Origin of the sequence: Kitasatospora sp. NPDC051164 (assembly GCF_044455625.1) — a bacterium.
Taxonomy (GTDB): domain Bacteria; phylum Actinomycetota; class Actinomycetes; order Streptomycetales; family Streptomycetaceae; genus Kitasatospora.
The window spans coordinates 210,680-231,956 of the sequence record NZ_JBITFB010000001.1; the positions used below are offsets into that span (position 1 = coordinate 210,680).

General features: G+C 73.0%; 21 protein-coding genes and 1 riboswitch. Of the genes, 5 read left to right on the forward strand and 16 right to left on the reverse strand.

Annotated elements, in window-relative coordinates:
* Window positions 1-90 precede the first annotated feature (90 nt).
* Window positions 91-1,743 carry a malate synthase A gene (gene aceB / locus ACIBEC_RS00900; RefSeq protein WP_360490027.1) on the reverse strand — a complete coding sequence of 551 codons (1,653 nt, stop codon included), beginning with the start codon at window positions 1,741-1,743 and terminating at the stop codon, window positions 91-93.
* A 201-nt stretch (window positions 1,744-1,944) separates the two neighbouring features.
* Between aceB and ACIBEC_RS00905 the strand changes: the two genes are divergently transcribed.
* A complete protein-coding gene (locus ACIBEC_RS00905; RefSeq protein WP_360490029.1) occupies window positions 1,945-2,742 on the forward strand; it encodes an IclR family transcriptional regulator in 798 nt (265 codons plus the stop codon).
* Between the two features lie 317 nt (window positions 2,743-3,059).
* Entirely contained in the window at window positions 3,060-3,638 is a 579-nt protein-coding gene (locus ACIBEC_RS00910) for a hypothetical protein (protein WP_360490031.1), read from the forward strand.
* Window positions 3,639-3,714: 76 nt separating this feature from the next.
* On the opposite strand, the gene ACIBEC_RS00915 is transcribed toward ACIBEC_RS00910, so the two are convergent.
* Window positions 3,715-4,944, reverse strand: coding sequence for a hypothetical protein (locus ACIBEC_RS00915; protein WP_360490033.1), 1,230 nt, complete (start codon window positions 4,942-4,944; stop codon window positions 3,715-3,717).
* A gap of 8 nt (window positions 4,945-4,952) precedes the next feature.
* Window positions 4,953-5,137: riboswitch (cyclic di-AMP (ydaO/yuaA leader) on the reverse strand.
* Between the two features lie 223 nt (window positions 5,138-5,360).
* Complete coding sequence (locus tag ACIBEC_RS00920; RefSeq protein ID WP_360490035.1) at window positions 5,361-5,483, reverse strand: hypothetical protein; 123 nt, start codon at window positions 5,481-5,483, stop codon at window positions 5,361-5,363.
* Window positions 5,484-5,717: 234 nt separating this feature from the next.
* Here ACIBEC_RS00920 and ACIBEC_RS00925 point away from each other — a divergent pair, with 234 nt between their 5' ends.
* A complete protein-coding gene (locus tag ACIBEC_RS00925) occupies window positions 5,718-6,047 on the forward strand; it encodes a phenolic acid decarboxylase (protein ID WP_360490037.1) in 330 nt (109 codons plus the stop codon).
* Window positions 6,048-6,144: 97 nt separating this feature from the next.
* Here the strand turns inward: ACIBEC_RS00925 and ACIBEC_RS00930 are convergent, their stop codons facing one another.
* The gene (locus ACIBEC_RS00930; RefSeq protein ID WP_360490039.1) at window positions 6,145-7,287 is read right to left on the reverse strand and encodes an alpha/beta hydrolase-fold protein; all 1,143 of its coding nucleotides are present in this window, start codon (window positions 7,285-7,287) and stop codon (window positions 6,145-6,147) included.
* Between the two features lie 298 nt (window positions 7,288-7,585).
* Entirely contained in the window at window positions 7,586-8,206 is a 621-nt protein-coding gene (locus ACIBEC_RS00935; protein ID WP_360490041.1) for a TetR family transcriptional regulator, read from the reverse strand.
* A gap of 137 nt (window positions 8,207-8,343) precedes the next feature.
* Between ACIBEC_RS00935 and ACIBEC_RS00940 the strand changes: the two genes are divergently transcribed.
* A complete protein-coding gene (locus tag ACIBEC_RS00940; protein WP_360490043.1) occupies window positions 8,344-9,108 on the forward strand; it encodes an SDR family oxidoreductase in 765 nt (254 codons plus the stop codon).
* A gap of 167 nt (window positions 9,109-9,275) precedes the next feature.
* On the opposite strand, the gene ACIBEC_RS00945 is transcribed toward ACIBEC_RS00940, so the two are convergent.
* The 5 genes from ACIBEC_RS00945 to ACIBEC_RS00965 form a co-directional block, all read right to left on the reverse strand.
* Window positions 9,276-9,965, reverse strand: coding sequence for a Pr6Pr family membrane protein (locus tag ACIBEC_RS00945; protein ID WP_360490045.1), 690 nt, complete (start codon window positions 9,963-9,965; stop codon window positions 9,276-9,278).
* A 162-nt stretch (window positions 9,966-10,127) separates the two neighbouring features.
* A complete protein-coding gene (locus ACIBEC_RS00950; protein WP_360490047.1) occupies window positions 10,128-11,036 on the reverse strand; it encodes a phosphotriesterase in 909 nt (302 codons plus the stop codon).
* Complete coding sequence (locus ACIBEC_RS00955; protein ID WP_360490049.1) at window positions 11,033-11,533, reverse strand: carboxymuconolactone decarboxylase family protein; 501 nt, start codon at window positions 11,531-11,533, stop codon at window positions 11,033-11,035. Before ACIBEC_RS00955 ends, ACIBEC_RS00950 begins: the two co-directional genes overlap by 4 nt.
* A gap of 16 nt (window positions 11,534-11,549) precedes the next feature.
* Window positions 11,550-12,137, reverse strand: a complete 588-nt coding sequence (locus ACIBEC_RS00960; RefSeq protein WP_360490051.1) for a DUF4865 family protein — start codon at window positions 12,135-12,137, stop codon at window positions 11,550-11,552.
* 158 nt (window positions 12,138-12,295) lie between these two features.
* On the reverse strand, window positions 12,296-12,862 hold the full coding sequence (locus ACIBEC_RS00965) for a TetR/AcrR family transcriptional regulator (RefSeq protein ID WP_360490053.1): 567 nt from the start codon (window positions 12,860-12,862) through the stop codon (window positions 12,296-12,298).
* Window positions 12,863-13,208: 346 nt separating this feature from the next.
* On the opposite strand from ACIBEC_RS00965, the gene ACIBEC_RS00970 reads away from it, so the two are divergent.
* Window positions 13,209-14,201, forward strand: a complete 993-nt coding sequence (locus ACIBEC_RS00970; protein WP_360490055.1) for an aldo/keto reductase — start codon at window positions 13,209-13,211, stop codon at window positions 14,199-14,201.
* Between the two features lie 235 nt (window positions 14,202-14,436).
* On the opposite strand, the gene ACIBEC_RS00975 is transcribed toward ACIBEC_RS00970, so the two are convergent.
* From ACIBEC_RS00975 to ACIBEC_RS01000, 6 genes are all read right to left on the reverse strand, one after another.
* Window positions 14,437-15,354, reverse strand: a complete 918-nt coding sequence (locus ACIBEC_RS00975; RefSeq protein WP_396287653.1) for a winged helix-turn-helix domain-containing protein — start codon at window positions 15,352-15,354, stop codon at window positions 14,437-14,439.
* 483 nt (window positions 15,355-15,837) lie between these two features.
* Window positions 15,838-15,984: a hypothetical protein gene (locus ACIBEC_RS00980; protein ID WP_360490057.1), complete on the reverse strand. Its 147-nt coding sequence runs from the start codon at window positions 15,982-15,984 to the stop codon at window positions 15,838-15,840.
* 285 nt (window positions 15,985-16,269) lie between these two features.
* Window positions 16,270-16,920 (reverse strand): GTP-binding protein, encoded by a 651-nt coding sequence (locus ACIBEC_RS00985; protein ID WP_396287654.1) that lies wholly within the window; start codon window positions 16,918-16,920, stop codon window positions 16,270-16,272.
* Window positions 16,901-17,332, reverse strand: coding sequence for a DUF742 domain-containing protein (locus ACIBEC_RS00990; protein ID WP_396287675.1), 432 nt, complete (start codon window positions 17,330-17,332; stop codon window positions 16,901-16,903). Before ACIBEC_RS00990 ends, ACIBEC_RS00985 begins: the two co-directional genes overlap by 20 nt.
* Window positions 17,333-17,526: 194 nt before the next feature.
* Window positions 17,527-17,946 carry a roadblock/LC7 domain-containing protein gene (locus ACIBEC_RS00995; protein WP_360490059.1) on the reverse strand — a complete coding sequence of 140 codons (420 nt, stop codon included), beginning with the start codon at window positions 17,944-17,946 and terminating at the stop codon, window positions 17,527-17,529.
* A complete protein-coding gene (locus tag ACIBEC_RS01000) occupies window positions 17,943-21,053 on the reverse strand; it encodes a nitrate- and nitrite sensing domain-containing protein (protein WP_360490061.1) in 3,111 nt (1,036 codons plus the stop codon). Before ACIBEC_RS01000 ends, ACIBEC_RS00995 begins: the two co-directional genes overlap by 4 nt.
* Window positions 21,054-21,277 lie beyond the last annotated feature (224 nt).

Here is a 21,277-nt window from a genome sequence, read left to right on the forward strand (position 1 = left end):
GATTCGTCGCCGTACGGAACGGAGTAACGGGCCGCCGGAGTGCTACAGCCTGGCAGGCGTCAGCGGCGGAGCCGGCGGATTAGATTGGGCTCAGCCCAGCAGGGGAAGCGCGGGGAGGGTCAGGAAGTCCGCGAACTCCTCAGCCAGGGCGACCTGTTCGAAGAGCTGGGCGGCCTCGCGCCAGCGGCCGGCACGGTAGGCATCCTCGCCCAGCTCGGCGAGGAGTTCGGCCAGTTCCGTGGCGACCAGGCTGCGGACCAGTTCGGCGGTGGCCTTCTCGCCGGTGTCGGAGAGCACGACCCCGTTGTGGATCCACTGCCAGATCTGCGAGCGGGAGATCTCGGCGGTGGCGGCGTCCTCCATCATGTTGAAGATGCCGACCGCGCCCATCCCGCGCAGCCAGGCCTCGATGTAGCGGACGCCGACCTGGACTGCGTTGCGCAGTCCCGCGTGGGTGCAGGTGCCGCCGGCGCCGGCGATGTCGAGCAGCTGGGCGGCGGTGACGGGCTCGGACGGGCCGGGGTTGTCCTTCTGGTGGGGCCGCTCGCCGAGCACCGCGTCGAAGGAGGCCCGGGCGACCGGCACCAGGTCCGGGTGGGCGACCCAGGAGCCGTCGAAGCCGTTGCCGGCCTCGCGGTCCTTGTCGGCCTTGACCTTCTCGAGCGCGGCCGCGTTGACCTCGGGGTCCTTGCGGCTGGGGATGAACGCGGCCATGCCGCCGATCGCGTGGGCGCCGCGCTTGTGGCAGGTCTGCACCAGCAGGCGGGTGTAGGCGGCCATGAACGGCGAGGCCATGGTGACGCTGTTGCGGTCGGGCAGGATGTAGTGCTCGCCGGCGTCGCGGAAGTTCTTGACGATCGAGAACAGGTAGTCCCAGCGCCCGGCGTTGAGGCCGGCCGCGTGGTCGCGCAGCTCGTAGAGGATCTCGTCCATCTCGAAGGCGGCGGTGATGGTCTCGATCAGGACGGTGGCGCGGATGGTGCCGTGCGGGATGCCGAGTGCAGCCTGGGCGTGGGTGAACACGTCGTTCCAGAGCCGGGCCTCGAGGTGGCTCTCGGTCTTCGGCAGGTAGAAGTACGGCCCGGAGTTGGGGTCCTCGGCGCCCTTGGCGAGCAGCCGAGCGGCGTTGTGGAAGAAGTACAGGCCGAAGTCGAGGAAGGCGCCGGCGACCGGGGTGCCGTCGACCAGCAGGTGGCTCTCGTCCAGGTGCCAGCCGCGCGGGCGGACCACGACGGTGGCGAGTTCGGCGGCGGGCTTGAGGGCGTAGGCCTTGCCGGCCGGGGTGGTGAAGTCGATCCGGCCCTCGTAGGCGTCGATCAGGTTGACCTGGCCGCTGACCACGTTCTCCCAGGTCGGGGAGGTGGCGTCCTCGAAGTCGGCGAGCCAGATCCTGGCGCCGGAGTTGAGGGCGTTGATGACCATCTTGCGGTCGGTCGGCCCGGTGATCTCGACCCGGCGGTCCTGGAGGGCGCGGGGCGCCTCGGCGACCTTCCAGTCCCCGGCGCGGATGTCGGCGGTGTCGGGGAGGAAGTCCAGCGTGCCGGCTGCCGCGATCTCGGCGCGGCGGGTCTTCCGCCTGGCCAGGAGCTCTTGCCGGCGGTCCTCGAAGGCGCGATGGAGGCCGACGACGAAGGCGACGGCCTCCGGAGTGAGCACCTCCTCCGCCCGGTGGACGCGCGGACCGGCGACAGTGACGACCGGAGCGGCGGGGGAGGTGCCGACGGGCCCCTGATCTGCAGCCATGAGCAGGACACTCCTAAGACGGTTGAGCCTGGCGAAGGGAGCTCCGGTGGGAACTTCCTCGGGAACTTCCTCGATCGTTACCCGCCTGTCGGCGAGTTCGATTCTGTAAGGTGGAGACTAGTTTCCGCGATACAGAATTTCAACGGTTTGTTGAAGAGGTCGCCGGGACTCTACTCCTCCCCGACAGCGAAGGGAACGCCGGTGGTTGCGACCCCCGACACAGCATCGACGACAGGCTCCGACCGCGCGAGCGGCGGCGTGCAGTCCGTCGAGCGCGCCTTCCAACTCCTGGAGGCGCTGGCCGACGCCGGCGGCGTGGCCACGCTCAGCGAGCTCTCCACCAGTTCCGGCCTCCCGATGCCGACCATCCACCGACTGGTTCGTACCCTCGTCCAGCAGGGCTATGTCCGCCAGGACACCGCGCGCCGCTACACCCTCGGCCCCCGGCTGATCCGCCTCGGCGAGACGGCCGGGCGGCTGCTCGGCAGCTGGGCCCGCCCCTACCTGGCCGAGCTCATGGAGGCCACCGGCGAGACCGCGAACCTGGCGGTACTGGAGGGCGGCGAGGTGGTGTACGTCGGGCAGGTGCAGTCGCGGCGCTCGATGCGGATGTTCACCGAGGTCGGGCGGCGGGTGCAGCCGCACTGCACCGGCGTCGGCAAGGCACTGCTCGCCCAGCTGCCCGAGGACGAGGCGCGCGCCGCCCTCGGCCCCAACCCGCTGCCGGCCCACACCGAGTACACGGTCACCGACCCGCAGGAGCTGCTGCACCAGCTCGCCGAGGCGCGCGAGCGCGGCTACGTGGTCGACGACCAGGAGCAGGAGATCGGCGTCCGCTGCATCGCGCTCGCCGTCCCCGGCGCGCCGACGCCCACCGCGCTCTCGGTCTCCGGGCCGGAGGCCCGCATCCGGGCCCTGGAGGAGCAGGCCGGGGCCGCCTCGCTGGTACCGGTGATGCGCCAGATCGCCGGCCGACTGGGGCAGGTCCTCGCCCCCTGAGGGCCACCAGCCTGACGCCTCGTCAACCCCCCTTTCCGACACGGGCCGCCGGGCCGACACCGCACGTCCTCCGTTCGAGCGGACGGCGGCGGGGCGGGTCGGGATGCGCCCCGGTCGCGGCGACAGCTCGGCCACCCTGGTGCGGACGCGGCCCGCGACGGTGCGGGCGGCCGAAGCACGAGGGCACGGTGAGCGGCATGGAGCAGCAGGACGTACGGGGCGTCGTAGGAGGTGGCTCGGGATCGCACGGCAGCGCTGGGTCTTGCGGTGACACGGGATCGCACGGCAGCACGAGGGGCAGGAGGTACGGCGGGGCCGTGCTGGTCGCGGCCGTCGTGGCGGGCTGCACGGTGGCGGTGCCGGCCACCAGCCCGTCCTGGGCGCTGCGTCGGCCGGAGCCCCGTCCGGCGGTGGAGGTCGTCGCGCCGGGCGCGCCGACCGCGTCCGCCGTCCCCGAGGTGTCCACCCTGCCCGCCGTGGTCGCCGCGCCGTCCGACTCCGACCTGGAGGTGGTCCGGATCGACCCGGCCCCGGCGGCGCCGCCCGGCGGCAGCACGACCGTCCACGGCTTCGTCGCCAACAGGGGCCCGGACACCACCGCCTCCCCGTTCACGGTCGTGGTCACCCTGCCGAAGGGCGTCACCCCCGAGGGGCCCTACTACCCCGACAACTGCGGGGTGCTGCAGAACGGCCACCGGGTGCGCTGCGTCTTCGGGCCCGGGCTGCCGCCGCTGCGCACCGCGACCGCCCTCGTCCCGGTCCGTCTGGACCCCGACCTGCCCCTGGGAAAACTGAGCGGCGGCTGGGTCGCGGTGCGCAGCGCGGACGACCGGGACGAGAGCAACAACCGGCAGCCGTTCGACATCACGGTGGTCGAGACGACTGCCGGTTCCTGAACCACGTCCTCCCACCGGGCGCCGGGCGCCGGCGAGCGGCTGCCGGCTTGCGGCGACCGGTGAGACGTCCTACCGGTTAGCGGTAGACGCGGACGTAGTCGGCGGCCATGGTGATCGGAGAGGCCCCCTGCGGCGCGGGGTGGTACTGCCCCGCGCACACCGAGAGGTTGAGGATCAGGTACGCCGACCAGTTGGCGCCGACGCCCTTGCCGTCCGAGAAGACCTTGACGACCCACTGGTCCTTCGCGATGGCGCTCGCGTCGGTGTAGTACTTCGGGTTGCCGGGGTTGACGTGGTTGGTCAGCTCCAGCAGGTTCGGGTTGTCGGGGTGGTACTCGAAGGAGTCGATCTCCCCGTTGCCGTTCTTCCAGGTCCACAGGGCCGGCCAGGCGCCGGTGCCCGCGGGCAGCTTGACCCGGGTCTCGGCGTAGTCGCCGGTCTTGACCTGGAATCCCTCGCCGGAGCCCTCGGTGGTCAGGAAGCCGGTGTTCCAGGACTGCTTGCCGTTCTCCAGGGCCGGGCCCCCGGGGGCGGCGGTGAAGGTGGCGACCCCGTTGGCGACGCTGACGTTGTTCTTGTTCAGCCAGTCCAGCTTGTTGTCGTCCGGGTTGTGGTTCCCGTACTTGTACGAGGTGCTCTTGTCGCCGACCCAGCGCTGGCCCCAGGAGATCGAGCCGTTGAACTCGTCCGACCAGGTCAGCGACTTGCCGGTGACCGGGGAGGACGGCGCGGGGGTGGTCGGGCTGGCCGTGGCGCTCGGGGTCGGCGTGGGGGTCGGGGTCGGCGTGGAGGTCGGCGCTGGGGTGGCGGTGGCCGTCGGGGCCGGGGCCGGGGTGGCGGTGGCCGAGACCACCAGCTGCTGCGAGAGCAGGTTGTGCCAGACGCCGCCGAGGTCCTGCCAGAAGCCGAACTGGGTGTACGTCCCGGCGGGCAGGGTGCGCGCGCCGCTGGTGAAGTTCACGCCGCTCGGGCAGATCTGCACGTTGGAGGCGTTGCCGGGGAAGTCGAGGTTGGTGCCGCGCGCGTCCCGCACGCCCACGCCGACGGTCTTCGCGGTGAAGCAGGCCGAGGAGTGCAGGCCGAGCGAGGCGGTGCTGGCCTTGCCCGCGACCATGGTGGCGGGGGCGAGCCGGTCCTGGGTGACGGTCGGCGCGGTGGCGGCCTGGGCACTGCTCACGGACGGCAGTCCGAACAGGCCGGCGCCGCTGATGGCGAGCGCCCCGGTGGCGGCGAAGGCGGTGTTGCGGCTGCGGCGGGAGGGGCGGGCGTGGCGCGGCGTGGCGCGCCGGACAGCAGGCTGGGGCATGAGCGGGCCTCTGCGACGCCTGCGAGGTTAGCTGTCGGGTTCGGGCTGCAGTTGGCCCTGCCGCCTGTGGAACAGCTTCACCCCTAGCCACGACCCGTACGCGTGAGCGCGCGGGCCGGGCGCCGACCTTGGTTCCCCCGCTCCCGTCCGCGTGGTGCTCGGTGACCCGCCGACGGGTGGACGGGACTCGGCGTCCCGGCGGCGGGGTCCGCGAGGGCGGACGACCGTTGCAGGCTAGGCAGGCTGTGCGTGAACGGACAACTCCGTCGGTCCGGTTGTCGTGCCGCTCACAGTGGTGTCGATCAACGACGCTGTGTGGCGGCAGAGTTGATCAATCCCCCGGCCCGGCCGGATGCCTGTCCGGGTTCCTGGCCCGGTGCCCGTCCGGGTGCTCGGCCGAAGGCCTGGCGGGATGGTCAGCCGAGACAGGCGTCGACCTGGCTCTCGGCCTCCGGCGCCCAGGCCGGCTCCAGGCGGTCGAGGCCGCTCAGCAGCCGGGTGCCGCCGACCGTCACGATGCCGGTGGTGTGGACGGGCATGGTGGGGGTGCGTCTCGCTGGGGTGAGTCTCGCAGGGGTGCGTCTTATGGGTGGACGGTAGGACCGGAGCGCGGCGGGTGTCCATGTGCCGGTCGCACACCCCGGCGGGCGGCGCGGTGGCGATCCGTACCGTGGCAAAGATCTGACCGACTGCACCCGGTCGGATAAATTGGAGGCCTGACATTTCCGCAGTGCACAAGAGCACCAAAGCCCGAAACGAGGAGCCGCCCCACCATGATCGCGTCCCTGCCCGCCTTCGCCGGCCGCACCTACGTCTTCCGGGCCGACAACGGCGCGGCCTTCCGCAACACCTACTCGGCCGACGGCACGCGGCTGCGCTGGGAGGGCCTCGGCGAGTCCGCGGGCCAGTGGGAGGACGTGCGGCTGCACGTCGCCGAGGTCGCACCGGAGATCTACTTCGTCAGCTGGACGGAGCAGAGCGGGATCACCGTCAGCCATGTGATGGACCTGAACAAGCTGACGGTGCGGGCCTTCTGGACCTTCGAGGGCGAGGGCGGCCGGGTCGGCCAGCTGCACACCGGTTCGCTGGAGCGGGTGGCCTGAGACCCGTGACGGCCGGACCTCGGGCCCGCGGCTGGGCCCCGGGGTCCGGCCGATAAGCGGCCGGTCGTCAGGCGGTCGGTCGTCAGGCGGTCGGTCGTCAGGCGGTCGGGTTCGGCACCGCAAGGTGCTGGGACAGCCACTCCAGCGAGGACGGCAGCAGCGCGCTCCAGGTCTCGAAGTTGTGGCCGCCGTTCTCGAGCATGCTGTACGAGACCTTCATCGGGCTCCGCGCCGCCTCGACGAAGGCCTCGGTCTCCCGCCGGTAGTCGCCGTCGCCCTTCTTGGTGCCCGCCAGCAGCACGGACACGTTGGGCTGCGGCAGGTTCTTCAGCCGCCACATCAGGTTGGCCTCGTCGCGGCGCTGCTTGCTGCCGCCGAACAGGTCACCGGTGGTCGGGTCGTCGGCGGCGTCGTAGTAGGCCGAGAGCGCGACGGCGGTCGGGAACACGTCGGGGTGGCGCATGGCCAGCTTGAGGGCGCAGTAGCCTCCGGTCGAGTTGCCCATGAAGGCCCAGGCCTGCGGGTCGGACGAGACCCGGAAGCTGGCCTGGATCGCCGAGGGCACGTCCTTGGTGAAGTACGTGTCGGACTGCGGGCCGTTCGGGATGTCCTCGCACTCGGTGTCCTGCGGCAGCGCGGGCGAGGGGCGCATCAGGATCAGGACGGTCGGCTGCATCCGGCCTTCCTGCAGCAGCTTGAGCGCCGCGCCCGGGTAGTTGAAGCGGGTGATCAGGTTCTCGGCGATTCCTGGGAACCCGGTGCTGACGATCACGGCCGGGAACTTCCTCTGCGCGTACTCCGGCTGGAAGTACTGCGGGGGCAGGTAGACGTAGCTCTCGGTGGACAGCCGGCTGACCGCGCCGTCGATCCGGACCTTGCGGATCTCGCCCGACTGGCTGGGCTCGCGGCCCACCGCACCGCCGCCCTTGACCGAGGCGTGGCCGATCGTCTCCACCAGGAGGCGACCGGAGGCGTCCGCCTTGTTGTGGATCACCACCGGGCCGGTGTCACCGGTACCCAGCAGGTCGTCCCAACTGCTGTAGAAGGCGAAGTAGTTGTTCGCCACCAGGCCGAGCGCCGCGAGCACCGCGAACTGGGTGGCGAGCAGCGTGCCGATCCGGCCGAGCACCGCCTGCCAGGTCGTCCTGGCCATCCTGGGCCACAGCCAGACCGTACCCCCCATCACCACGACGGCGATCAATACGGTCAGCGCCAGCACCTTGTGGCTCGTCAGACCCATGTCCTACTTGCTCCCACGCCTCGAACTCCGGACCCCTCCGCTGGGGACATCCGAGGAGGTCACCCCGGTTCCCCTGTCAGGGCGCAGTGATCAACCCTAGCGCCAGCTGGGAGATCGCTGATGGCGGGCTGGGAGGTCGCGGGGAACGGCCGACGGCTTTCAACCGACAGAGTTCAGATGACAGATTTCGAAATCTGTCATCTGACATCTGAACCCTGAACCCTGTCAGCTGCTCGCCGTCATCCGCCAACCGCCGGGCTCGGCAGCCACCACGCCCCACGCCCGACGCACCCCCGGCTCAGGACACCCGCTCCCAGAGCCGCAGCCCCGCCGTGAGCTCGCGCATGCAGCGGGCCCCCAGGTCGCGCGGGGAGCCCGGGCCGGCCGCGGGGGCCCCGGAAGAGGCCCACTGCTCCAGGGCCACCCGGATCGCCGCTGTCGCGGCGGCGGCGGCCAGCCGGATCTCCAGCGGATCGGCGCCCTCCGGACAGCGGTCGGCGAGGACCGCGCGCAGCCGCACCTCCGAGTCGGCATGGACGCGCTGCCAGGCACCTTCCAGGCTCGGGTCGCGCAGCAGGCTGCGGGTCCACTGCATCATCTCGGCGCCCGCCTCGTCGGCCGGCGTCAGCGACGCGACCGCCGCGCTCTCCAGCGCCTCGCGCAGCGGCAGGTCGGCCGAGCTCTCGGCGAACCGGTCGACCCACTGCCGTCCGCCCGCCGCGAGCAGCGGGGCGACGGCGTCCTCCTTGACGGAGAAGTACCGGTAGAAGGTGCGCAGCGAGATGCCTGCGGCGAGGGCGATCTCCTCGGCGGTGGTGGCCTCCGCCCCCTTTTCGGCGAAGAGCGCGGCGGCAGCGCGGGCGATCTCCAGCCGGGTGGCGTCACGGCGGCGCTGGTTCAGGGTCGGGCGTCCGGTCACGGGGTCAGCCTACGCGGATGGGTGCCATTCTGGCGCGTCATGCCGAGATGACTCATCAAGCCTCATTGGCACAACGTGCCACTTGGGCGTACCGTGCCTCTTGAGGTCGAGAGACCACGAACGAACGGAGTACCACAATGGAGCGCTTCAGCGGACGGAACGTCCTGATCACCGGCGGCGGCTCGGGCATCGGCCAGGCCACCGTGCACCGGATCCTCGCCGAGGGTGGCAAGGTCGTCGCCGTCGACGTCAACGAGGACGGCCTGAAGAGGACCCTGGACCGCGCGACCGCCGACGGCACCGCGGACCGCCTGACCATCCGGGTCCTGGACATCTCCGACGAGGCCGCCGTCGTCGCGGGCGTCGCCGAGGCGATCGCCGCCCTGGGCGGCCTGGACGTCCTGGTCAACGCGGCCGGCATCCTCCGTGCCTCGCACACCCACGAGACCACCCTGGAGTTCTGGAACACGCTCCTCGCGGTGAACCTGACCGGCACCTTCCTGATGACCCGCGAGGCGCTCCCCGCACTGCTCGCGGGCGGCAAGGGCGTGGTGGTCAACTTCAGCTCCACCTCCGCGAGCTTCGCCCACCCCTACATGGCCGCGTACGCCGCGACCAAGGGCGGCATCCAGTCCTTCACCCACGCCATCGCCTCGGAGTACTCGAAGCAGGGCCTGCGCGCGGTCTGCGTCGCCCCGGGCAGCATCGACAGCGGCATGACCAACAACCCCGGCCTGCCCGCCGACGCCGACTTCAGCCTGCTCGCCAAGCTCTCCCCCGCCCTCGGCCAGGGCTTCGCGGGCCCGGAGACGGTGGCCGGCGTGATCGCCATGCTCGCCTCCGACGACGGCGCCTTCGTCACCGGCACCGAGCTCCGCATCGACGGCGGCACCCACATGTGACCGCCCGCCCCGCGGTCCCGAACGGCGGGGCCTGTGCCGTCCCCTGTACGGCACAGGCCCCGCTTCGGCGTTTCGCCCGCTGCCGGAAGGCCTCGATGCTGCGTCGGCGGCCGTGAGGGTCCGGAGCGTCACCACGGCCGTCACCACGGGAGCGTGCTCGGCCCTCGTCAGCCCGTTCCGGCACCGGCGTGACGGCCCCTCGGGACCGCGCCGTCGCGGGCGTCGCGGTGCGCGGCGAGCACGTTGCCCACGGCGGCGACCGCGGCGCCGACGAGGACGAAGGCCACCGCCGTCAGGAAGCAGGCCCCGGCCACCCGGCGGTAGCCCCCGTGCAGGGTGGGGTCGAGGAACGGGTACGGGTACCAGTCGACGGCGTGGCCGCGCAGCAGCGCGTACACCACGTACAGCAGCGGGAACGCCATCCAGCCGAGCACCACGACCGGGCGGATGCGCCGGGCGGGCGGGTCGATCAGCCAGTCGGCGAGCACGACGAGCGGGATCGCGCGGTGCAACACGTCGTCCACCCACGGGATCACCAGCTGCTCCGGGTACTTCGCCAGCAGCGTGCCGTAGACCAGTCCGGCGATCACCAGGTAGAGCACGACCGCCCCGCGCACCTCGTCCGGCACCGGGCGGCGGCCGGTCAGGCCCGCCCAGCCGCCGTAGCCCAGGACGGCGACCACGGCGAGGTTGCCCAGGTTGGTGAAGTAGCTGAAGAAGTTCACCACCCCGGTGGGGTCGCTCGCCGCGCGGTAGCCGGAGAAGCAGAGGGCGACGGCGACGAGGGCCGCGACGGCGAGCCGGGCGGGTGCGAGCCACGGGTAGGTCGATGGTGCGGCCGTCGATGGTGCGGGCATCGTCGAGTCCGCCTCTCTGGGGGCGCCCCTCCGGCAGGAGGGCTACTCGGATTCAAACCCGGGCGGGAGCAGTCGGCCACAGGAGCGGGAACGGGCTCGGAAGCCTGCCGGGCTCGGGAGTCCGCCCAGCTCAGGGTCTGCCGGGCTCAGGGCCTGCCGGACTCACGGGTTGCGCCAGTCGGCGGCGAAGGCGGCGGCCGGGTTGGTGGTGAGGAGCAGCTCGGGCAGTTCCGGGCCGTAGGCGCGGGCGAGCCGTGGGACGAGATCGGTGAGCAGGCGGGTCGGACCGCCGGCCTGCCGGGCGGTACGGGTCGTGGTGTCGGCGCCCAAGAGCAGCTGGTCGGCGTGGCCCGCGTCGACCAGGTCGGCGATGACGTCGAAGGCCTGGAGGTCGGTCGGGTGGCCGATCCGGGAGGGGCTGTCCAAGGCGAGGTGGACGCCCTCGGCGGCGAGGCTGCGGTACGTGGCGCGGTCTGGGAACCGGGTGAGGTGGCCGAAGATGATCCGGTCGGGCCGGACCCCGTCGCGGCTGCTGAGCCGGGACAGGACCTCGTGCGGATCGCCGTCGGGTTCGAGGTGGATGGCGATCGGGGAGCCCGTGGCGTGGTGCGCTTCGGCGGCCGCGGCCATCGTCCGACGGGTGTGCGCGGTGGTGCGGCCCGCGTCGTCGGCGACCTTGATCAGACCGGCGCGGGCGCTCTCGGATGCACCCGGCAGTCCGGTGGTGAGCTCGGCGACGAAGCGTTCGGCGAGGTCCGCGTACGGGACGGGGCCGGCCGCGTAGTGGGCCGCCTGGTGTGCGCCGGTGGCGGCGACGATGTGGACGCCGGTCGTGCGGGAGAGGGTGGCGAGCGAGTCCGCGCCCCGGCCCATGCCGAACGGGGTCCACTGGACGAGGGTGCGGCCGCCGGCGGCGGCGTAGGCGCGCAGGACCTCCTCGGCGGCGGCCGGATCGTCCAGCTCCTGCCCGGGGAGCAGCGGGCTGCGGATGAAGAGGTGGTCGTGGGAGTCCGTGACGCCGAGTTCGGCGGGGTCGAGGTCGCCCAGGACGGTGCGGACGGTGCGGCTCATGCCTGCTCCTCGGTGAGGTCGCTGACTGCGGTGGTGTCGGTGGTGTCGGCGGCTGCGTTGACGGCGGCCTCGGCGGCCTCGGCGGCTGCGGCGGCTTCGGCGAAGGTCGCGGTCGCGACGCGCAGGCCGGCGAGGGCCTTGGGGACACCGACGTAGGGGGCGAGGTGGACGATGACCTCGGTGATCTCCTCCTTCGTCAGGCCGATCCGCCGGCTGTAGCGCACGTGGTCGGCGAGCTGGGGTTCCACCCCGCCGAGGGCGGTGAGGGCGGCCAGGTTGGCGATCTGGCGGTCGCGCAGGGCGAGGCCGGGGCGCTGGTAGGTGCCGCCGAAGAGGCTGGTGACGATCCAGTCGGGGAAGCCGGGGGCGAGGGCGTCCAGCCCGCCGAGGGTGCTGGCGGCGGCCGGCCCGGCGAGGTCGGCGAGCAGGGCGTAGCCGGCTTCGCGGTCGAGCGGGGCGGGGGCGAGGTCGTTCGGCGGCAGCGGCACGGAAGTCATCGGGGCGTGGGGCCTTTCAGAAGTGGCGTCCGGCCGGCAGCCGGTCGAGTTCGGGTCGGGAGAGGTGCAGCACCTGGTAGCGGGCGCCGGGCGCGTCCTCCGGGGCCGGGCCGTGCCAGAGGGCGAATCGGAGCAGTTCCCAGCGGCTCGGGTCCACGGCGACGGCGGCGGTGTGCAGGGCCGGGTGCGTGGGGAGTTCGGCGAGCGCCCGCTCGACGGCTTCGGCCGGGTCGGCGGTTTCCGGCAGCGGTACGGTGTCGCGGGTGGCGGTGGTCGGGGCGGTCTCCCGCGCGTCGGTCGCACCGCCGTGAGCCAGTCCCGCCCCGAGCCAGTGGTGGACGGCCGGGCGACCGAAGTCGGCGCTCAGACCGCGGAAGGCCGGGCCCCAGAGGAAGCTGTTCATGCCCTCGGCGGTGCGCCAGAGGTAGAACGGCGCGTACTGGTTGACCGGCGACCCCTGGAGACCGCGCTCCCGGACCAGGTACGCCTTGAGGCCGAGGCCCGGGTAGGCGTCGAGCAGGTGGCCCTTGTCGGCGACGCGTTTGCGGATGATGCCCATGTCGTAGTCGGCGGGAAGGGTGATCTCGTACTGCATGGCGTGCACGGCGGGGCTCCTCGGGGTCGGTGCGCGGCGTCGGGCTGTCGGTCCTGTTCGTTCCGTTCGGGCTGTCGGTCCTGGTCGTGTGGTCGGCCTGTTGGCCGAGCCGGCCCGGTTGGCTCTTCGGGCCCGGTTCGCTCTTCGGGCCCTGTTCGCTCTGTTCGTCAGGCCGTTCGGTGTGCCGCGAGCAGGCCGAGGGCGCCGCGGACGGCCTGGTCGAAGGGCTCCGCGCTGTCCGCGGCGCGGGCCAGGACGTAGCCGCCCTGGACGACGGCGACCACGGCGGCGGCGGTGTCGGCCGGGTCGAGGGCGGGGGCGAACTCGCCGCCGGCCTGGCCCTCGGCGACCAGGTCGGCGATCCGGCCGCGCAGCCAGTCGAAGGTCTCCTCGACGGGGGCGCGCAGCTGCGGGTCGGCGACCACGTCCGGATCCTGGGCCATCCGGCCCATCCGGCAGCCGCGCAGGACGTCACGGTCCCGGCGCAGGTACGCGGCGATGCGGTCGTACGCGCTGCCGGGGGCGGCGAGGTCGGCCTCGGCGATGCCCCGCATCTGCTCGGCGCTGCGGCGCAGGGCGGCGGCGGCGAGGTCGGGCTTGCCGGTGAAGTGGTGGTACATGCTGCCCTGGCCGACGCCGGAGCGCTGCTGGATGGCCTTGGGGCTGGTGCCGACGTAGCCGCGCTCCCAGAGGAGTGCCTGGGTGCTCTCGATGAGGCGTTCCTGGGTGCTCATGTGGATCACTGTACATACCAGTAGGTACAGAGTGCCAGTGGTATGCCGGATCGGGTTTCAGGATCGGGCTTCCGGATCGACTTCCAGGAGCCTTCGCCGGCCGCCCGATGGTTGAGGGCCGTGCGCCGCCCCCCGGCGGCCACGACCCCTCGACGGTTCGTCATCCCCCTTGCCGCCGGGCGGCATTCCGCCGCGATCGGTGGCGCGCGTCACGTCACGCACGGTTGCCGGCGTCACGCCGGACAGGGCGCGCACGGCGCGCTGCGCGGGCGGGCGGGCGGCGGATCAGTGGTTACGGGAACGGCAAGGGCTTGATCGGCCGGGGCCGGCTGGCAGGATGTCCGGCATGAGCTACCTCGCCGCGGATGACCGCTACGCCTCGATGACCTACCGGAAGGCCGGCCGCAGTGGCATCCAGCTGCCCGCCGTCTCGCTCGGGCTCTGGCACAACTTCGGTGACACCCAGCCGCTGGAGGTGCAGCGGGCGGTGCTGCGCCGGGCCTTCGACCGGGGCGTCACGCACTTCGACCTGGCGAACAACTACGGCCCGCCGTACGGCAGTGCCGAGCGCAACTTCGGCTACCTGTTCGCCCAGGACTTCCGGCCGTACCGCGACGAGCTGTTCATCGCGACCAAGGCCGGCTGGGACATGTGGCCCGGCCCGTACGGCAACGGCGGCAGCCGCAAGTACCTGCTGGCCAGCCTCGACCAGTCGCTGGACCGGATGGGGCTGGACTACGTCGACGTCTTCTACTCGCACCGCTACGACCCGGACACCCCGATCGAGGAGACGATGGGAGCACTGGACAGCGCGGTGCGCTCGGGCAAGGCGCTGTACGCCGCGATCTCCAACTACCCGGCGGAGCAGCACCGGGAGGCGGTGGCGATCCTGCGGGAACTGGGGACGCCGGTGCTGCTGAACCAGTCGGCGTACTCGATCCTCAACCGGCACGTGGAGGAGGCCGGGGTGCTGGACGCGGTGGGCGACACCCAGACCAGCCTGATCGCCTACTCACCGCTGGCCCAGGGACTGCTGACGGACCGCTACCTCTCCGGGGACGTACCGGCCGGCTCGCGGATGTCGGTCGGGAAGTTCCTGACCCAGGAGGCGCTGACCGGGCCGAAGCTGGAGCAGCTGCGGGCACTCGACAAGATTGCCGAGGGGCGCGGGCAGACGCTGGCGCAGCTGGCGCTGTGCTGGGTGCTGCGGGACCCCCGGGTGGTGTCGGTGATCATCGGCGCGAGCAGCGTGGCCCAGCTGGACCAGAACCTCGACGCGCTGGCCGGCGGGCCGCTGACGGCGGAGGAGCTGGCGGAGATCGACCGGCTGAGCCGCTGAGCTGCTGAGCTGCTCGGCCCCTGCGGCGGAAGGTGACGATTGACAGCTGACAGATTTCGAAATCTGTCAGCTGTCAGTTGTCAGCGACGGTCGACGCACCCGGATGCCGGGCTGGGCCTGCGCCGTCCGCTGTACTCCACAGCGCCCGGAAAGGCCATCAATAGCCCTGCGGCGGCGGGCTGCCCGTCCGTTCGGAAGGTGCGGGCGGCCCGCCGCCACAGTCGGCAGTCGGTGATCAGACGGCGGCCGGGTTGTACTTGTAGCCGACCCGACGGACCGTCACGATCGTTTCGCGGTAGGCGGGTCCGAGCTTGCGGCGCAGACGGGCGACGTGCACGTCGACCGTCCGGCCGTCCCCGACGTGGCCGTAGCCCCAGACCGCGGAGACCAGGTGGTCCCGACTGTGCACCCGCTGCGGGTGCTCGGTGAGGTGGGCCAGCAGCTCGAACTCCAGGTAGGTGAGGTCGAGCAGCCGCCCGTCGACGTACGCGTTGCGCCGCTCCGCGTCGACGGTGATGCCGCGCCCGGCCGCACGCACCGGGCGGACACCCGCCGGAGCCGACGCCCCGGGCAGTCCGGCGACTCCGGACCACCCGACAGCTCCGGGCAGTCCGGCAGTCGCGGGCACGACGGGCGCACCGGGCAGGCCCGGGCCACCCGCCGCCGGACTCTCGGTCGGCACCAGCACCAGGTACCCGACCATCGGGCTCCCGTTCGCGCCACCGAACTGCGCGCCGTACTGGGCGAGCAGACCCTGCGGCAGCACGCCCTGCGGCAGGGCGGCGACGACGGTCGCCCCCTCCGGCAGCGCGGCGAGCAGCGCGTGCGGGGCCGGCGGGACAACCGTGCCCGGCTGCGGCACGACGGTCGTCGGACCACCGGCCGGGCGGGCCGGGCCGGTGTGCGGCGGGCGGAGTGCCGCCCCGGGCCATCGGTCGGCCACCGAAGCCGGGGCGACGGACGGACCGACGGACGGCCCCGCGACCCAGGCCGAGCCGGCGGCACCGGGAACGGCGGACGGAACAGGTGACGGAACGGCGGACGGAACAGACGGAACGGACGGAACAGAGGGGACCGTCGGAACCGAGCGGACCGCGCGCAGGTGCGGGGTCGCGGTGGGCAGGGGCAGGGTGGCCGTGGAGGAAGAAGACATGGTGTGCCGCTCATTTCGCGCGTGACGGACGGGGTGGAGTCGTCTGCGCGTCGACCGGGCGTACTGCCAGGGCTGGACCGGACGGAACCGGGTCAGCGGGCGGAGAGCCGGGACGCGCTGGGCGAGCCCGGACACGTCTGATCGAACAGGTGCGGCTGCCGGGACGGCCAGAACGGCTCGAGGTCGTGGTGACCCCGTCGGCTGTCCGCGGCGCGGCTCACGCGCCCGTTCCACCGTCCGGTCCGTCCACCGCCCGCGCACGTCGCGGGGGCCGTCCCGGCCGTTCGGGTACGGCCGACGGCGGCGGGGTCAGGTCTGGGGCAGACGATGTTCACTGGTGGTCTCTCCGCTGGGCGGTCCGGTTGGTCGGCCGCGGGCGCGCCGGACGGCGGTCCGCTACGGCCTGGTCGACGGGATCAGCGGTGCGTCGGGCGGTGGCTGGTGGGCCGGGAGCCGGGGACGTACCGGGATGGGACAGGCCGGTCAGCGACAACACGCGCTGCAGATCAGCGCGTGGTCGATGTAGCGGCGGACGGTGAGCACCAGAGCGGCGGCGCCCGAGCGGGCGGAGCCGGGCATGAGGGGCCCGGACAGGGCGGTGGCGATGCGTCGTCGGCCGACGGTCGTCATTCTGCTGCCCTCCCCCTCGTTCTGTGCGCGGCGGTGCACCGCTGCCGGTGCGCGCCGGCGGTGCCTCGCCGGATCGTCGAAGGCCGTCCGCCGGTCGGCAACGCCCGTGTGAACGGGGCGTTTCCGAGGCTCCCGACGGCATGGCCGGGCGGCCTTCGTCCACTGAGCCTTCCACGGCTTGGCCGGTCTAGGCAACCTTCCGCGCGCCGACCGTCCGGGATGCGGACATCCGAATGAGACGTCGGCCGGTAGGGGACGCCGGCGCCGCCGTCACCCGAGGTTCCCTCAGGCCCGGGCGGCAGCGCGGTGGCGGCGCGCTGCGGCGTGCTCGACCAGCGCGACGAGCAGGTCCTTCCCGTCCTCCCGCAGCCGGGCGTCGCAGAGCAACACCGGGATGTCCGGGTCGAGGTCGAGCGCGTCCCGCACCTCGTCCGGCGTGAACCGCTCGGTGCCCTCGAAGCAGTTCACCGCGACCACGAACGGGATGCCGCGCTGCTCGAAGAAGTCGACCGAGGGGAAGCAGTCGGCCAGCCGCCGGGTGTCGGCGAGCACCACGGCGCCGAGCGCGCCGCGCGCCAACTCGTCCCAGACGAACCAGAACCGGTCCTGCCCGGGCGTGCCGAACAGGTAGAGGGCGAGGCCGGGCCGCAGGTCGATCCGGCCGAAGTCCATCGCCACCGTGGTGGTGCGCTTCGCCTCGACGCCCGAGGTGTCGTCCAGTGGACGCCCCAGCTCGCTGAGTTCCTCCTCGGTGCGCAGCGGCCGGATCTCGCTGACCGAGCCGACCAGGGTGGTCTTCCCCGCGCCGAAGCCGCCCGCGACCAGGATCTTCACCGCGGCGGCCGGACCGCCGCGCCACCGCGGGTCGTTGGCGTTCGCCGGGTCGGACGCGGCACCGTCCGGGCGGAGGTGGTGGTCAGAGCGCACGGAGTCCATTGATCACGTCTCGCAGCAGGCGCTCGTCCGGCAGCTCGGCGAGCGGAACGGGTCGGGTGACGCTGATCAGGTCGGCGTCGTAGAGGTCGCCGAGCAGCACCCGCACCACGCTGACCGGCAGGTCGGTGAAGGAGCCGAGTTCGGCGACGGAGAGCGGCTCGCGGCGGCACAGCGCCAGCAGCGTCTGGTGTTCCGGGTCGAGGACGTGCGCGGGCACGGCCCCCGCGTCCGGCCCGGGCTCGACAGCGGTGACCAGCGAGATCAGGTCGAACAGGCCCTCCTCGACCGGCCGGGTGCGGCCGCGGGTCATCGAGTAGAGCCGCACGACCGGGCCGGCCTCGTCGTCGAACCAGCGGTCGTCGACCGGGGTGCGCGGACGGAACAGGTCGACCTCGGGTCCGTCCGGGTCGATCTGATCCGCGTCCGCCGGAGTGTCCACACCCTGAGATGCGGCCACACCGTCCGGCGCGTTCACGCCGGCCGGGGCGTCCACCTCCGCCGATGTGTCCGCACCAGGCGACGCCCCCGCACCGGTCGGCCCGTCCGTGCCCACCGGCACCTCCGGGCCGTCCGGCACGTCCGCCTTCGGATCCGCCATCGGCCCGCTCATCTCCCCGGCGGGGCGGTTTCGGTGCGCGGCTCGGCGGCCATGTGCTCGCCGACCCGCTTGACCAGCAGGGCCATCTCGTAGGCGATCTGGCCGATGTCGGCCTCGGCGTCACTCAGCACGGCCAGGCAGCTGCCGTCGCCGGCGGCCGTGATGAACAGGAACGCCTCGTCCAGCTCGACCATGGTCTGCCGGACGCCGCCGACCTTGAAGTGCCCGCCGGCCCCCTTGGCCAGGCTGTGGAACCCGGCCGCGACGGCGGCCAGGTGCTCGGCGTCCTCGCGGTCGAGGTCGCGGGAGGCGCCGGTGGCCAGGCCGTCGCTGGAAAGGATCACCGCGTGCCGGAGGGCCGCTACGCGCCCCACCAGGTCGTCCAGGAGCCAGTTGAGGTCCCCGGACGGCTGCGTCGAAGTGGTCATGAATCAGTTCCTTCCGCTGGAGCGGGTGGTGCAGGTGATGCCGATGATGCGGGTGATGTGGGCCGCACGGGTGGTGCGGGTCGTGCGAGTGGTGCCGGTCGTGCTGATGAATCAGGTACAACGGGTGACACCGGTGGTACGGGCGATCCCGGGCCCGGACTGCGACGGACCGGCGGTCCGGGCGGCAGCCGACGGGCGAGCGGGGCCCGCCCGGTGTCCGAGGGGGCGGGCAGCGCCGCCGGGGCGGGCGCCGGGCCGATCGCCCGGCGGGACGCGCCCGGCGGCTGCCAGACCGGTACGGCTGCGAAGCGATCGCGCGGCGATCCCTCGCGGGCCGTCGGGGCGCTCTCTGCGCCCTCTGGCGCGCCGTCGCGGTCCTTTGACGATCCGTCGCCGCTTCTTGACGATCCGTCACGGCCTGTCGGCGAACCGTCGCGATCCTTGGTGGCATCCGCACGGTCCACCGGGGCGGAGGCACCGCGTCCCCGGGTGAAGCCGCGCTGGAACGAGGCGAAGGTCGCCCGGGCCTCCTCGGGCGAGCGCTCCCGTGCCTCCCGAGCGTCGGGAGCGGACCCCGCGTCCCCGGTCGTGTGCCCCGACCCGCCCGCGCTGCGGAATCGTTCCTTCACTTGCTCCGTGAGCTGTTCCCTGAGCTGCGGCGCCAGGTTCGCCTGCCGGACCCGACGCGGCAGACCGCCCACCGTCCGGGGCGCGGCGTCCACCGGCGGAACCTCGGCAACCCCTGCAGCCCCAGCGATCACGGCAGCCTCGGCGACAGCGGCAGCCTCGGCGGTCGCAGCAGCCGCGAAGGCCTCCGCAGCCGCGGCCACCACCATGTCCTCCCGCCGGTGCCGACCCGTGCCCGACCCATCCCCGGTGTCCCCGGTGTCCGCTCCGGGCGCGGGGACCAGGACCGGTCCGCCCTTGGGCCGCGAGGCCCGACGCGGCAGACCGCCCGCCGTACGCCCCGCCTCGGGCACGGAGGGCCGCGGTCCGCCCGTCCCCCGGTGCCGACCGCCCTCACCGGCGCCGGACGAGGAGCCCGGCGACGCGCTGGACAGGGAACCGGACGAGGAGCCTGTCCCGGGGTCGGTTCCGCCCGCAGCCCCCGGCCCGGGGACCGGCCCCGGGACCGCGACCAGGTCCCGCTGCCCGCGCCGACCGGCGCCCACCGACCGCCGACCGGCCGCGGCCGGCTCCGCCAGCCCGTCCGGCGCCTCGGCGAGCAGCTCGCGCGGGATCAGCACCACCGCCGTCGTCCCGCCGTACGGGGACGGCCTCAGGTGCACCCGGATGCCGTGCCGCCGGGCCAGCCGGCTGACCACGAAGAGGCCGAGCCGGTCGGTGTCGGCCAGGTCGAACTCCTGCTCCACGGCGAGGCGTTCGTTGATCTCGGCGAGCAGCTGCTCGCTCAGCCCGAGCCCGCGGTCGTCGATCTCCAGCGCGAAGCCGTGCGCCACCACCTCGCCCTGGACGGTGACCTGGGTGCTCGGCGGGGAGAACACCGCGGCGTTCTCGACGAGTTCGGCGACCAGGTGGGTGATGTCCGCGACGGCGCTGCCGAGCAGGCCGGTGCCGGGGAACGGCCGGACGGTCACCCGGGCGTAGTCCTCGACCTCGCCGACCGCCGCCCGGACCACGTCGACCATCCGGACCGGCTTGCGCCAGGCACGCCCGGGCGAGCCGCCGGCCAGGATGATCAGGCCCTCGGCGTGCCGGCGCATGCGGGTGGTGAGGTGGTCGACCTTGAAGAGGTCCGCGAGCTCCGTCGGGTCCTCGGTGCGGCGTTCCATGGTATCGAGCAGGGTGAGCTGACGGTGCAGCAGCACCTGGCTGCGCCGGGCCAGGTTGACGAACACGGCCGAGACGCCGCGCCGCAGCTCGGCCTGTTCGACGGCGGCCTCGACGGCGGCCCGCTGCACCGCGTTGAAGGCCTGGCCGACCTGCCCGATCTCGGCGTCGCCGAAGTTCAGTCCGGGCGCCTCGGTGGCCACGTCGACCGGCTCGCCGCGGCGCAGCCGCAGCATGACGGAGGGCAGTCGGGTGCCGGCGAGTTCGTTGGCCGCGTTGCGCAGGCCGATCAGCTCGCGGGCCAGGCCGCGACCGATCCGGAACGAGATCATGATCGACAGCACGACCGCGACCAGGCCGATCGCACCGGCGATACCGCCGCGCCAGAGCATGCCGATCGCCGCGGACCGCGCGCGCTCGTCGAGCCCGGCGGCGATCCGGCTGTTGATCGAGTTGAGGTCGCCGAGTGCCCGGTCGGCGGTCTCCCGCCAGGAGTCGCTGTTGAGTGCCTGGACCACCCGGTCGGGGCCGCCGGCGCCGACGAAGTCCGCCTCGGCGCGGGCCAGCGCGCCCCAGGCCTCGCCGCCGCGCAGGGCGATGTAGTCGGACTGGTCGGCGGGTTCGAGCTCGGCGACGTAGACGGTGAACAGCGCCTGCTGGTTGTGCAGGGCGTCCAGCGCGACCTGGTACTGCTCGGCGGTGGGCTTGGCGGCGCCGGTGCGCAGGCCCTCCATCGCCGCGTCCTCCTGCGACAGGTACTCGCGGGCGCGCACCAGCTCGATCAGGATGGTTCCCTGGCGCGGGAGTTGGCCGGTCTGCCGGGCGACGTAGGCGGAGCGGAAGCCGAACACGGGCTTGACCAGGTCGCTGTACTGGTCCAGCGCGAACTCCCAGTTCAGCGCGGCCCGGCCGACCTGGGAGCGCAGCGGGCCGATCTGGTCGGCGGAGGCGATGATCTGTACGAAGCGGCCGCGCTGGGGGGTGGAGAGCTTGCTGCCCGCGCTGTCCTTCTTCTGCCGCAGCACGGCGAGGCTGCGGTCGGTGTTGGCCTTGGCGTGCTCGTAGGCGTCCCGGGCGACGGGCGAGCGGGGGTCGGCCAGGCTCTGGACGGCAGCGCGGCGCTCGTTCTGCAGGTCGGTGGCGTACTGGTCGACCGGGCCGGCGAACTCCTTGTACGTACGGCTGATCCTCAGCTGGTTCCAGACGTCACCGGTGGTGGCGAAGGTCGCGAAGACCCACAGGGCGGTGAGCGCCACGATGGGCACCAGGAGCAGCGCGATGATCTTCGCGCGGATCGAGCTGCGGCGCAGACGCATGGAGTCCTCGGTCGGGAAGTGCCAGGCGCGGACGGGGAGGGTGGGGGCCGTGGAAGCGGGGGGCGCGGCGGGAGGGGTGGGGCAGGGTGGGACAGGGGCAGGAACGGTGAGGAGGGATACGGAGGGGGCTCCCGGCCACGGGTCTGCGCGACTCTACTACGCCCTGACCACTCGTTCGAGGGCCGAACCAATCCGCCTCCCCACCTTGCCCCGCACACGTCAGA

Coding starts and splice junctions, on each gene's coding strand:
- aceB (WP_360490027.1), bottom strand. CDS start 1,743: ATGGCTGCAGATCAGGGGCCCGTCGGCACCTCCCCCGCCGCTCCGGTC.
- ACIBEC_RS00915 (WP_360490033.1), bottom strand. CDS start 4,944: ATGCCCCAGCCTGCTGTCCGGCGCGCCACGCCGCGCCACGCCCGCCCC.
- ACIBEC_RS00920 (WP_360490035.1), bottom strand. CDS start 5,483: ATGCCCGTCCACACCACCGGCATCGTGACGGTCGGCGGCACCCGGCTG.
- ACIBEC_RS00925 (WP_360490037.1), top strand. CDS start 5,718: ATGATCGCGTCCCTGCCCGCCTTCGCCGGCCGCACCTACGTCTTCCGG.
- ACIBEC_RS00930 (WP_360490039.1), bottom strand. CDS start 7,287: ATGGGTCTGACGAGCCACAAGGTGCTGGCGCTGACCGTATTGATCGCC.
- ACIBEC_RS00940 (WP_360490043.1), top strand. CDS start 8,344: ATGGAGCGCTTCAGCGGACGGAACGTCCTGATCACCGGCGGCGGCTCG.
- ACIBEC_RS00945 (WP_360490045.1), bottom strand. CDS start 9,965: ATGCCCGCACCATCGACGGCCGCACCATCGACCTACCCGTGGCTCGCA.
- ACIBEC_RS00950 (WP_360490047.1), bottom strand. CDS start 11,036: ATGAGCCGCACCGTCCGCACCGTCCTGGGCGACCTCGACCCCGCCGAA.
- ACIBEC_RS00955 (WP_360490049.1), bottom strand. CDS start 11,533: ATGACTTCCGTGCCGCTGCCGCCGAACGACCTCGCCCCCGCCCCGCTC.
- ACIBEC_RS00965 (WP_360490053.1), bottom strand. CDS start 12,862: ATGAGCACCCAGGAACGCCTCATCGAGAGCACCCAGGCACTCCTCTGG.
- ACIBEC_RS00970 (WP_360490055.1), top strand. CDS start 13,209: ATGAGCTACCTCGCCGCGGATGACCGCTACGCCTCGATGACCTACCGG.
- ACIBEC_RS00975 (WP_396287653.1), bottom strand. CDS start 15,354: ATGTCTTCTTCCTCCACGGCCACCCTGCCCCTGCCCACCGCGACCCCG.
- ACIBEC_RS00980 (WP_360490057.1), bottom strand. CDS start 15,984: ATGACGACCGTCGGCCGACGACGCATCGCCACCGCCCTGTCCGGGCCC.
- ACIBEC_RS00985 (WP_396287654.1), bottom strand. CDS start 16,920: ATGGACTCCGTGCGCTCTGACCACCACCTCCGCCCGGACGGTGCCGCG.
- ACIBEC_RS00995 (WP_360490059.1), bottom strand. CDS start 17,946: ATGACCACTTCGACGCAGCCGTCCGGGGACCTCAACTGGCTCCTGGAC.
- ACIBEC_RS01000 (WP_360490061.1), bottom strand. CDS start 21,053: ATGCGTCTGCGCCGCAGCTCGATCCGCGCGAAGATCATCGCGCTGCTC.